The organism is Enterococcus mundtii, assembly GCF_002813755.1.
GTDB lineage: Bacteria > Bacillota > Bacilli > Lactobacillales > Enterococcaceae > Enterococcus_B > Enterococcus_B mundtii.
In genome coordinates this window covers 1630516-1643003 of sequence record NZ_CP018061.1, presented here as the reverse complement: position 1 = coordinate 1643003, position 12488 = coordinate 1630516, and the positions used below count along the sequence as shown (strand labels likewise).

11 protein-coding genes are annotated in these 12488 nt (G+C 39.3%); 9 read left to right on the top strand and 2 right to left on the bottom strand.

The genetic code is table 11. The annotated features are described in order from the left end of the window. The first annotated feature begins 21 nt into the window (after positions 1-21). Entirely contained in the window at positions 22-1377 is a 1356-nt protein-coding gene (gene glmM / locus EM4838_RS07760) for a phosphoglucosamine mutase (protein ID WP_071866256.1), read from the top strand. A gap of 243 nt (positions 1378-1620) precedes the next feature. Here the strand turns inward: glmM and glmS are convergent, their stop codons facing one another. Next, positions 1621-3429 (bottom strand): glutamine--fructose-6-phosphate transaminase (isomerizing), encoded by a 1809-nt coding sequence (gene glmS, locus EM4838_RS07755; RefSeq protein WP_071866257.1) that lies wholly within the window; start codon positions 3427-3429, stop codon positions 1621-1623. A gap of 391 nt (positions 3430-3820) precedes the next feature. Here glmS and EM4838_RS07750 point away from each other — a divergent pair, with 391 nt between their 5' ends. The 7 genes from EM4838_RS07750 to yihA all read left to right on the top strand — a co-directional run bounded on the left by EM4838_RS07750 (position 3821) and on the right by yihA (position 10615). Beyond that, a complete protein-coding gene (locus tag EM4838_RS07750) occupies positions 3821-4111 on the top strand; it encodes a hypothetical protein (protein ID WP_071866258.1) in 291 nt (96 codons plus the stop codon). A gap of 11 nt (positions 4112-4122) precedes the next feature. Next, positions 4123-5148 carry a signal peptide peptidase SppA gene (sppA, locus tag EM4838_RS07745; RefSeq protein ID WP_071866259.1) on the top strand — a complete coding sequence of 342 codons (1026 nt, stop codon included), beginning with the start codon at positions 4123-4125 and terminating at the stop codon, positions 5146-5148. A 188-nt stretch (positions 5149-5336) separates the two neighbouring features. After that, a complete protein-coding gene (locus EM4838_RS07740; RefSeq protein ID WP_081367407.1) occupies positions 5337-6014 on the top strand; it encodes an RDD family protein in 678 nt (225 codons plus the stop codon). Between the two features lie 89 nt (positions 6015-6103). Further along, positions 6104-7039 carry a hypothetical protein gene (locus tag EM4838_RS07735; RefSeq protein ID WP_071866260.1) on the top strand — a complete coding sequence of 312 codons (936 nt, stop codon included), beginning with the start codon at positions 6104-6106 and terminating at the stop codon, positions 7037-7039. 151 nt (positions 7040-7190) lie between these two features. Further along, positions 7191-8477 (top strand): trigger factor, encoded by a 1287-nt coding sequence (tig, locus tag EM4838_RS07730; RefSeq protein ID WP_071866261.1) that lies wholly within the window; start codon positions 7191-7193, stop codon positions 8475-8477. Positions 8478-8664: 187 nt separating this feature from the next. After that, the gene (gene clpX, locus EM4838_RS07725; protein WP_071866262.1) at positions 8665-9912 is read left to right on the top strand and encodes an ATP-dependent Clp protease ATP-binding subunit ClpX; all 1248 of its coding nucleotides are present in this window, start codon (positions 8665-8667) and stop codon (positions 9910-9912) included. Between the two features lie 115 nt (positions 9913-10027). Further along, positions 10028-10615, top strand: a complete 588-nt coding sequence (yihA, locus tag EM4838_RS07720; RefSeq protein WP_071866312.1) for a ribosome biogenesis GTP-binding protein YihA/YsxC — start codon at positions 10028-10030, stop codon at positions 10613-10615. 69 nt (positions 10616-10684) lie between these two features. Here the strand turns inward: yihA and EM4838_RS16585 are convergent, their stop codons facing one another. Next, on the bottom strand, positions 10685-10834 hold the full coding sequence (locus EM4838_RS16585; protein WP_010735255.1) for an SPJ_0845 family protein: 150 nt from the start codon (positions 10832-10834) through the stop codon (positions 10685-10687). A gap of 126 nt (positions 10835-10960) precedes the next feature. Here EM4838_RS16585 and EM4838_RS07715 point away from each other — a divergent pair, with 126 nt between their 5' ends. Continuing rightward, positions 10961-12286, top strand: coding sequence for a hypothetical protein (locus EM4838_RS07715; protein ID WP_071866263.1), 1326 nt, complete (start codon positions 10961-10963; stop codon positions 12284-12286). The last annotated feature ends 202 nt before the right edge of the window (positions 12287-12488 follow it).

Genomic DNA, 12488 nt, shown 5'->3' with positions numbered 1-12488 from the left:
TAAAGGAGCAAATTTACAGTTATGGGTAAATATTTTGGAACGGACGGTGTCCGTGGAGAAGCGAATAAAGAACTAACACCGGAATTGGCCTTTAAATTAGGACGTTGCGGCGGTTATGTACTGAGCCAACATGAGAAAGATGGAAAACGTCCACGTGTATTGGTTGGACGTGACACAAGAATTTCAGGTCAAATGCTCGAAGAAGCGTTAGTTTCTGGTCTGTTATCTGTCGGGATCGAAGTTTTTCAATTAGGTGTGATCTCTACACCAGGAGTGGCTTACTTGACACGTTTGCAAAAAGCAAGCGCAGGTGTCATGATTTCTGCTTCACACAATCCAGCTCAAGATAACGGCATCAAGTTTTTTGGTGCAGATGGATTTAAATTAGATGATGACCAAGAATTAGAAATCGAAGCATTGTTAGATGCGGAAGTCGATGAATTACCACGACCTTCTGCTGAAGGATTAGGTACAGTCGAAGAGTTTCCAGAAGGGTTGCTGAAATATTCACAATTCTTAGTACAGACGATCAACGGCGATCTTTCAGGCTTAACGGTCTGTGTAGATGCGGCAAATGGTGCAACAGCAACATCTGTCAATCGCTTGTTTGCTGATTTAGAAACTGATTTCTACACGATGGGAACAAATCCGAATGGCTTGAACATCAATGACGGTGTCGGATCAACGCATCCTGAGCGTCTAGCTGAAATGGTAGTAGAAAAAGGGGCAGACGTCGGTCTTGCCTTTGACGGCGACGGCGACCGTATCATTGCGGTGGATGAATTAGGAAATATCGTAGATGGCGATAAGATCATGTTTATCTGTGCGAAATATTTGTCAGCTAAAAATCGTCTGAAAAAAGACACGATCGTTACAACGGTCATGAGTAATCTCGGTTTCCATAAAGCGGTCGAAGAAATCGGTTTGAAAGATGTTGTGACACAAGTGGGCGACCGCTATGTGGTCGAAGAAATGCGTAAAAATGACTACAACTTCGGTGGCGAACAGTCTGGTCATATGATCTTCCTAGATTTCAATACAACGGGAGATGGTATGCTTTCTGGTATCCAATTGTTGAATATCATGAAACAAACTGGTAAAAAATTATCAGAATTAGCAGCAGAGGTAACGATCTATCCGCAAAAATTAGTCAATATCCGAGTAAGCAACAAAAACGGTGCAATGGAAGTTCCTGCAATCAAGGAAGTCATTGAAGAAGCAGAAGCTGAAATGGCCGGTGAAGGACGTATCTTAGTTCGCCCTTCCGGAACAGAACCATTACTACGCGTGATGGCAGAAGCACCATCTGATGAAAAAGTAAACTATTATGTTGACAAAATCGCAGCGGTTGTCAAAGCTGAGATTGGAATCAATTAATAGAATGACATATAAAAGAGAGTCAATCTTTGGATTATAGAGATTGACTCTCTTTTTGTGTTCGTTTCTGAAATAATGGGTCATTACACATAAGGTCATTTAAAAGACGATGGCTGTCGCATGATACAAAACGAGCGATCAACTGCTTTACTAGATCAAATAAAAAATCCCTGTACGAAATGACAAATCATTTCGTACAGGGATCTCAAAGAGCATTGACTATTTAAAGGGTCACTTGATTGATTATTCAACCGTGACTGATTTTGCTAAGTTTCTTGGTTTGTCTACATCGAAACCACGCAATAGGGTCGCGTAATAAGCAAGCAATTGCGTCGGGATGACCATGGCAAGAGGAGAAAGGTATGGATGGACAGCAGGAATCACTAATTGATCCGTTTCTTTTTCTAATCCATGTGCGGCGATCACTAAGGTTTTTGCCCCACGACTTTCAACTTCTTTTAAGTTCCCACGTGTATGAGCCCCTGTGATTTCCTCACTAATAATCCCAATCACTGGTGTGCCTTCTTCAATCAGTGCAATGGTACCATGTTTCAATTCACCGGCTGCAAAACCTTCTGCTTGGATATAGCTGATTTCTTTTAGTTTCAAAGCAGCTTCTAAAGCGACATCGTGATCGTTGCTACGACCGATATAAAAGGCGTTGCGCGTGTCATTCAGGAATTCCGCAGCTAGTTCTTGGAGTTCATCTTTTTGGGTAATCACTGTTTCCATCGCATTCGCTACCATACTCAATTCGTGCGCTACATCAAATGTCAATGAACGTTTATTGCCTTTTTGATCACCGACTGCTTTTGCAAGTAAAGCTAGTACAGCGATTTGAGCAGTGTATGCTTTAGTTGAAGCAACAGCGATCTCCGGACCTGCATGTAGCAACAGAGTGAAGCCAGCTTCTCTTGATAACGTAGAACCAGCAACGTTCGTGATCGTCAATGAAGGGTGACCTAATTGATTGATCTTGACTAACACCTGACGACTATCAGCGGTTTCGCCACTTTGACTCAAAAAGATGAAGAATGGTTTTTTCGATAATAAAGGCATGGTATAACCAAACTCACTGGCCAAATGGACTTCTACTGGAATGTCAGTCATTTGTTCGAAGGAATGCTTGCTCGCTAATCCTGCATGATAACTTGTGCCACATGCGACGATGTAAATACGGTCACTTGCTAACAGTTCGTCCATCAATTTGTGATCTAAAGGAATTTCATTGTCCTCATTCACATAGGTTTGCGCGATTTTACGCATGATGATCGGCTGCTCGTCGATTTCTTTCAACATATAGTAAGGGTATGTTCCTTTTTCAATGTCAGAAGCATCTACTTGTGCTTCATAAGAATCACGTTCTATGATCGTACCAGTCATTGTTTGGATCGTGATATCTTTTGCTTGAACGGTCACCATTTCTTGATCTTCGATTTCAATAAATTCTTTAGTGTAAGCAAGCATCGCCATCGCATCACTTGCGATCACATTGAATCCTTGGCCTTTACCGATCAATAAAGGGCTTTTGTTTTTGGCAACGAAAATTGTTTCAGGAGCTGTGCGATCCATCAAGGCAAAAGCGTAAGAACCTTCGATGACTTCTAGCGCTTTTCTAAATCCTTCTTGTGTATCTTGCGCTTCTTCCACGAATTTTTCAATCAAATGAACAACGATTTCCGTATCTGTTTCGCCAATGAAGTCATCAGTGGCTACGTATTGTTGTTTCAATTCTTCAAAATTTTCAATCACCCCATTGTGGACTAAAACAAAACGTCCGCTTTGTGAGTGGTGGGGGTGTGCATTTTTCTCTGCGGGTTCCCCATGAGTTGCCCATCTTGTATGACCGATACCTGCTGTACCAGTCGTTTCTGGAGATAATTTATCTTTAAGGTTTTGGATTCTACCGCGTGCTTTGACTAAATGGTCCTGTTTTCCATTTGAGACAAAGATACCCGCCGAATCATATCCGCGATATTCTAATTTTTCTAACCCATTGATCAAGCCTGGTGTCACGTTCTCTAATCCAATCATTCCAACAATTCCGCACATAAAAAAACATCCTACTTTCTGTTATAAACTTGATATTAGCGTTTCCAACTGCGTAAGAAACCTTTTGTTCTACCTTCACAGATAGTTTTTATGTTTCTTTTTAGGGTGCAGTCCCTAGGGCCATCCGCCGAATCCTTCGATCAACCCTTTCCTCGTCATCTGTTAAAACAGACCTGGCGCTATTCCGTATTGGTCTAATTATCCTCCTGTTATTATTTTCTTTGGAAACATCTAAAATCATAACGTTAATGTGTGAGGTTTGTCAATAAAAAAGATAAAAAATTAAATTGGTATATATCTAATTGGCCTGGACGAAAGAAAATTATCAAATTCGACTATCATCTTTTCTTGTAGTTCGGTACAATAATCATAGATAGAAGGAGGATGAAAGATGGAAGAGAAGATAGAAATCATGACGTTGGGGATGTTAAAAAAACAAATTGCAGCATTTGAAAAAACAGAACACGTGACGGATGACACTAAAATCTTTTTGGATACAGGATGGGACAGTATCCAAGAAATCGCCCCTGATGCGTTCGAAATCGAACATGCGCAACAGTTTGTCGTTGAAGATGAATTGACCCACGAACAGTTTACTGGTTACACCCTTGAAGAAAAAGCAGAAAAGATGAATGCGACACCTGGTTCTGAAGCGGTGATCGTGATTAGAAATCTATATTAGGAGAGTGTGAAATGAATAAGAAACGTTGGATAGCAGTACTGATTGCTGCCGGCTTATTGGTTGTTTCGTTGGTATCTTCAAGTTTGACGCAACCGCAAGAAGAAGTACAAATGGGTAACATCAATAGTTGGTTATATGGAGACGATGAAATGTCACCGGTGGTACTTGAAGAAGGCAGTGGTATGGGAAGAATCGCAAAATTGACTGTGGATGGCGCCATAGCTAGTGGAGGCTCTTCCGGTCTATTCGCTACTGAGAGTTATAATCATGAAGATTTCTTGAAACAAATTGAAGCGATCGAAGCCGATGAAAGCGTCAGCGGGATTTTATTGGAAGTCAATTCTCCGGGTGGCGGAGTTTATGAAAGTGCAGAAATTGCCAATTTACTCAACGAGGTCCGAACAGAACGTGATCTACCGATGTATGTCAGCATGAAAAATATGGCTGCTAGTGGTGGTTACTATATTTCTGCACAAGCAGATAAAATCTTTGCAACGGAAGAAACAGTGACAGGTTCAATCGGTGTGATCATGTCCGGACTCAACTATTCGGGCTTACTTGAAAAAATCGGTGTTGAAGATACCACAGTAAAAAGTGGCGCATTAAAAGATATGGGATCGGCTACTCGACCTGAAACTGAGCAAGATCACGCAGTGTTGCAAGCTTATATTGATAACGCCTATAATCGTTTTGTCAAAGTAGTTAGCGAAGGAAGAAACAAATCAGAAGATGAAGTGAAAAAAGTCGCAGATGGTCGTATTTACGACGGTGTCCAAGCGAAAGAAGCAGGTTTGGTGGACGAAATCGGCTATCCAACAGATGCTTTAGCTGCGATGAGAGAAGATCTTGATCTACAAGATGCTGAGTTGGTTGAATACTCAACTAGTTCAACTGGATTTGGCAATACTTGGTTTGGTGCAAAATTAGCAGAATTACAAGGGTTGCAAGCGTCTGAAACAAGTCAGATCTTGTCATTACTTGAAAGTCTAGGAACAGCAGAATCTCCAAGAGCCATGTATCTATATGGAGGTGAGTAAGCATGAACGAGAAATCAACGAATGCGTCAACACCCGAAGAACGATCAAAGACCAATGAGGAACCGAAAGTAACTGAACGTACGGAGGTATCATCTGAACAAGTTTTTAAGGTAGAAGAAAATAAATTAGTAGATCCGACTAGTAGAAAGCAAGATACGGTAGACGCTTCAGTTGCTCCTAAAGACGAAATTACAGTTGACAAAAACACAAGTAGCTCGTCGGAAGAACTTGAGTATGCAACACAAGCAAAAAATGACCAACCGGCTGTGGGACCAGATCCGGGATTTTCTCAAAAGGTGCTAAGTTCCTTTAAAGAAAAACCACTGTCAGAAACTGAGATCAAAGAAAATCAAAAAAAATGGAAAAAATATACAGAACAGAAAACCGATGAACCAAGTATCAATCGCTTTCCTTATTATTTCTTTGCCGGTTTTTGGGTTCGTTTTGCTGCGTTTTTGGTTGATCTGATTTGTATTGGGTCAATTACTCGCTTAACTTTAGGCATTGCAGTGAACCTAAGATGGCTTCAAGTTTCTGATTCTTATTTGAGTATCTATGGTAGTTTGTCATTGATCGCCTATTTAGCTTATTTTATTTTATTGACGAAATGGAATCACGGACAGACGATTGGGAAAATGATTTTTGGTATTCGAGTGATCAGTTTTGATGAAGAGGAACTTTCATGGAGTACAGTATTAGTTCGTGAAGGCGCTTGTCGCTTCATTTTGAGATTTCCGTTACTTTTTATCGGCTATCTCCCGGTCATCTTTAGTAAGAAAAAACAACACATCGGGGATTATTTCTCAAATACGAGTGTAGTAACGATCAATATGATCAAAGCATTTAATCAAGAGATGAATGCTTGATTCTTTAGGTAGAGAAAATGGCTGAATATTGGTTATTGTTCAATAAGTCGTGTCAGACAAATGATAAAAGAGTGAAGGGAAGAACCTAAGTGAGACCGATCGATTTTCCTGATAAATACGACAATTTGATGCGTATTGGCCAACAGGCATTAACAGATCATCAGTATAGTCAAGCAAAAGAGCTGTTTGAACGTGCATATGACCTTGAAGCAACATTTGAGGCAAATACGTTGTACGTGTTGGCACTATCAGAATTGGATATGTGGGAAGAAGCACTTCATCAAGCACTTTTGCATGAAAAACAGTATTTGATGAATGAAGAATTAGCTACTTTTTACTTTGATCTACTGATTACAGCAAAAGATTTTTTATATGCACGAAAATTGATTGCAAGTGCTGATTTTCCCGATGATTTTGAGCAAGCAGTTTTGCTGAAAATCCAACAATCAGAAGAATTAGTCGGACAGATGCAAAGACAGAAGATTCGTGAAATCTATCAACTGGTAGAAAAATTACCTTTTGAAAAACCAACTACTCAGTTGAGGTATATCCAAGAAATCGAGCAACTGCCTTACCACGAATTTATCCAGACCGCTAAAAAGTTGATCGTTTTAAAAACGGTCCATGTTCTTGTAAGGGCCAAGTTGCTTGAGTCGCTCGTTCAAGTCAAAGAAGCAGCGCCAGTTGCATACTTGACGATCGAGGAAGAGTTGATCGAAGTGATACCAAAGAAAATGGTGCGTCCAGAAGAGCAAACTTCCTATCGACGAATCAAACAAATGGCGGAAGCGTATGAGCGAGAAGACGCCTTGATGAGTGAGAATTTGAAAGAAGAGTTCACGATGCAATCGGCGATCGTTTATCCGATCTATGATAGCTACATTGGAAATCTTGACAGATGGTTCAAACAAACAGTAGCAACCTATACGAATCAGCCGTGTGAGGATCTTTTGGCATCTGAACAACTCGAATTCACTGAAAAAAGAAATAAAATAATGACAGAACTATTATTATTCAATACGTAAAAAAACAGAGGGAAAGATAAAAAAGTCATGAAAAACGTGGATTCTCCTCGTTCAATATGTTTACAATTTGGAAGGGTTAGTGTACTATTTAAAGGTATGCATGAAACGTTTTTGATGTATCAAATGAATTTCTAAACTCGGAGGGAAATAAATGACTGCAACATTCGAAAAAAAAGGCACAAATGATGGTGTTTTAACATTTACGATCGGGCAAGATCAAATCCAAAAAGGATTGACAACTGCCTTTAATAAAGTAAAAGGAAACTTAAACGTTCCTGGATTCCGTAAAGGAAAAGTATCTCGTCAAGTATTCAACCGTATGTACGGAGAAGAAGCATTGTACGAAGATGCATTGAACGCTGTCTTACCTGAAGCATATGAAGCAGCTGTTAAAGAAGCAGCAATCGATCCGGTTTCTCAACCTAAGATCGATGTAGCAAGTATGGAAAAAGGCCAAGACTGGACGATCACAGCAGAAGTAACTGTAAAACCTGAAGTAAAATTAGGTGATTACAAAGACTTAGTGGTTGAAAAACAAGACCGTGAAGTAACAGAAGCCGACGTTGAAGAACGTATTAAACGTGAACAAGAAGCGCAAGCTGAATTAGTCATCAAAGAAGATGCTGCAGCTGAAAATGGCGACACTGTCGTAATCGATTTTGAAGGTTTCATCAACGATGAAGCATTTGAAGGCGGAAAAGGCGAAAACCATTCACTAGAATTAGGATCAGGTTCATTCATTCCTGGTTTTGAAGAACAATTGGTTGGCCACAAATCAGGCGAAAACTTAGATGTTACTGTGACATTCCCAGAAGATTATCAAGCAGAAGATCTTGCGGGTAAAGAAGCAGTCTTCAAAGTAACGATCCACGAAGTGAAAACAAAAGAAGTACCTGAATTAGATGACGAATTTGCAAAAGATGTAGACGATGAAGTATCTACATTAGCAGAATTAAAAGAAAAATACATGAAAGAATTGACTGAAACAAAAGAAAAAGCTGCAGAAGATGCAAAAGATGAAGCAGCAATCAAATTGGCAGTCGAAAATGCGGAAATCGTTGATCTTCCACATGTGATGGTCCATGATGAAGTTCACCGTTCAATGGACGAATTCTTGAACAACATGCAACGTCAAGGAATCTCACCAGAAATGTACTACCAATTAACTGGTTCAACAGAAGAAGACTTGCACAAACAGTTTGAAGAAGAAGCAGAAATGCGTACAAAAACAAACCTTGTGATCGAAGCTGTAGCAGCTGCTGAAAACTTAGATGCAACAGAAGAAGAAATCACTGCAGAGATCCAAGAATTAGCAGAAACTTACAACATGCCGATTGATCAAATCAAACGTGTATTGACAGAAGATATGCTAAAACATGATGTGATCATGAAAAAAGCGATCGAATTGATTACAAGTACAGCAAAAGAAGCAGAATAAGCGAATAGAATTGTTGATCTGCATCTATATGAAAGAGTCCAGGCGCTTAGATGAAGCCTAGACTCTTTCGTTTTGTTTTAAACTTCTTTGATACTTTTGCTTTTTTTTAAATTATGGTATGATAGGGAAAGACTGTAAAGTCTTTGATAGTTTCTTGCGAAGCAACGCAAGTTAAGGGGTGAAGACCATGTATGATAATCCAAGTGGTAATGAGACTGTACGCTGTTCTTTTTGTGGTAAAACACAGGAAGAAGTAAAGAAAATCGTAGCAGGTCCGGGGGTCTACATCTGTAACGAATGTATCGACCTATGTAAAGAAATCATTGATGAAGAATTTTACGAAGAAGCAGTACGAGAGTTTACTGAAGTACCGAAACCTTCTGAGATTCTTGAAGTATTGGATAATTATGTGATTGGACAAGAACGTGCAAAACGTTCATTGGCTGTAGCTGTTTACAATCACTATAAGCGTGTCAATCAAGAAGCACAAGACAACGATGATGTCGAATTGCAAAAAAGCAATATCTGCCTGATCGGTCCAACTGGTTCAGGTAAAACATTCTTGGCGCAAACATTAGCAAAAACATTGAATGTACCATTTGCCATTGCTGATGCAACAAGTTTGACAGAAGCGGGTTATGTAGGTGAAGATGTAGAAAATATCTTATTGAAACTTTTGCAATCTGCTGATTACAATGTTGAACGTGCGGAAAAAGGAATCATCTACATCGATGAGATCGACAAAATTGCACGTAAAAGCGAAAATGTATCGATCACACGAGATGTATCAGGGGAAGGCGTACAACAAGCCTTACTGAAAATCTTGGAAGGGACAGTTGCCAGTGTGCCGCCACAAGGTGGACGCAAACATCCTCATCAAGAATTCATCCAAATCGATACGACGAATGTGTTGTTCATTGTCGGTGGTGCGTTTGATGGCATCGAAACAATCGTAAAAAATCGTATGGGCGAGAAAACGATTGGTTTCGGTACACAAAACCAAAAACTTTCAGAAAATGAAAGTGTCATGCAACATATCATTCCTGAAGATCTATTGAAGTTCGGCTTGATCCCAGAGTTTATCGGACGCTTACCTGTAATGGCTGCGTTAGAAAAACTAACAACCGACGATTTAGTTCGTATCTTGACGGAACCGAAAAATGCGTTAGTGAAACAATACCAAAAATTACTTTCACTAGATGACACTGCTTTAGAATTTGAACCAGAAGCACTAAAAGCCATTGCGAAAAAAGCAATTGAGCGCAATACTGGTGCACGTGGCTTACGTTCGATCATCGAAGAAATCATGATGGATGTCATGTTTGATATTCCTTCTGATGAAACGATCGAAAAAGTGATCATTACAAAAGAAGCTGCCGAACTTACCGGCAAACCAACAGTTATTTACAAAGACTCAGAAAAAAAAGCGGGATAAAATGAAAGGAGCAGTCGTGAAAGTTTTAGAAGCTTTTTCGACTACTCCTTTTCATTCTGTCGAAGAAAGTGGAGGGGGAGTGAGCCACTTTGCCGCTTTGAAGGAGAGAGAGCATATGAAAGTCCATCATGCGGATATTGTGATCAGTGCTGTTGCACCGAAACAATATCCAGAAACAGATCTACCAGAGATTGCCTTAGCAGGTCGCTCAAATGTCGGGAAATCTTCCTTTATCAATACGCTGATCGATCGAAAGAATCTCGCTCGTACATCAGGTAAACCAGGGAAAACACAAACCCTGAATTTTTATCTGATCGAAAATGCGCTGCATTTTGTCGATGTTCCAGGCTATGGTTACGCGAAAGTTTCTAAAACAGAGCGTGCGAAGTGGGGACAGATGATCGAAACTTATTTGACATCTAGAGAACAATTAAAAGCAGTCGTGTCACTGGTGGATGTTCGCCATAAACCATCACAAGAAGATATCCAAATGTATGAATTCTTGAAATACTATGATATCCCAGTGATCGTTGTTGCGACAAAAGCGGATAAGATCCCTCGTGGAAAATGGAACAAACACGAAAGTGAAATTAAAAAAGCGTTGAATTTCGATCGCAATGACACATTCATTTTATTTTCTTCTGTAACCAAACAAGGAAAAGAAGAAGCGTGGAAAGCCATCGAAGACGCGATCAGCAAGTAAACAAATAAGACTTGATACTTAGGTTGAAAGGCGAACTTTCAAAAAGCTAAGGTATCAAGTCTTTTTTGTTTATTTCTTTTTTTTGTCTTTTTTTGGGTCGCTTTTTGGTTTTAAAAAGCGGTCAATATCTTCTTTTGGAGCAACGGTCTTTTCCGGATCAACGCCAAAAGATTCAAATAGTTTGTCGAAATTATCTGTACGCTCAAATTTCAATCCCATGTTTATCACCTCTTTCTTTATTTTAACATGCTCCTCCTCAATCGGTGGCATAAGACGAAAAGTTTTAGTTTTTTTTTATTATTCGTTATAATTTGATTATAAATAGATTTGAGAGAGGTGAGAAATGTGGTGACGAAAGAAAAAATGATGCTCCGTCTCGTCTTGACCAGAGATCGTACGAACGAAAAAGAAGAAGCCTATGATTGGTCCATGCTTACTCGTATCTTGCTTACCCCTGATTTTTACCAATCCTCTCGTCATACGAAAGAACCATATACCTTTATTGCAGTAAAAAAAGCCTTAGAAGAAATCTCTGATGAAGAAATCGGTTGGTTGGAAATTTATGCGAATGGTATTACTTGCCGTTTTGAATTTGGCTATCATCATCTCCAAATTGATTATCAGTTTTTATGGCAGACATTTCAAAAAAATGAATCGGTGATTCGAAACTATCTTCAAATTAAAATGCAAAAAAATGGTATTTTTGCTTACATGAGAAGTGTCGAAGAATATTTGTATCATAATACGAAAGAAATCGAAAAGCGTTTATCCTTTGAATCTGCCGAGAACATCGAGAAGTTACCTAAAATCAAAGGGCGAAATGGACAGATCGAGGTAGATTGTAACCAGTTTTCCGGTTATGATCTAATCGTGGAAGGGCGTTGTTTTACTTCTTGTTGGGAAATGTATTATAGTCAATATTACTATCGATTGATTCCTAAAGAGATTTTTTTGGAAATGCAACAGGTAGAGAAAGTCACCCAATATGAGAATCAAGTAATTGGTATCCAGTTGTATCGCGACCCATTTCGTTGGCAAAGTGAAGCAAATTTAAAATTTCAACAATACTATCGAGATCAATTAGGCTTTGATCATTTGTCGTGGGATAATGGCGTTGGTTTACTGAAAGAGCCATTTGTCGAGTATGCCTATACGCAGGATTCCTTACAAGCTGTCCAATATCAAAATCACTTGATGCAACCAACAGAAAAGAAGAAAGCTACATTTTTCGTAACAAGAAGCTATGATTTTGCTACTTACGATTACAAAGAAAAAAGAGCGAGAGGTGTCCTTAATCGTCAAGCATTTTTTCCATGGGTCGATGAAAGACATAGCCAGTTGATCTGTTATAAAGTAATCGATCCAACATTCATGTTAGACAAGGGGATCGATGCTTATAGTTATTATATCAATGAATACTTGAATGTCGAAGCCCCCGATGAAATGTACCAAGACTATTTGACCTCATTACGTATTTACTTGCCGACTAAGTTTTTAGCTGATTTTCCTATCGAAGAGATCCGTAATCGATTATCAGAGATCCAATTCAAACGAATCCGCAAGAGAAGAGGACGATTAAGCTTTGACGCAGTACAAGGAAAAAAACGTCTCCGGGTCGTCTTATTAGATCAAGCTGAATTGTCTGGGAATCTATTGATGCAGAAGAATTAGCTCATTTCAATCGTTTGCAAGAAAAGCTAGATCGTGCTGAAACGATCAGAAAATTGAAAACGTAAGCTAGTTTAAAACCTAAAATGTCAGAAGGCATCCACAAAAAGTGAAGCATGATTTTGTGGATGGCTTCTTATTGTAGTTGAAGTTATTTGTAGATTCAGGATTTTATCGTTTTTGAATGTTTTTGGATGAATCTTGT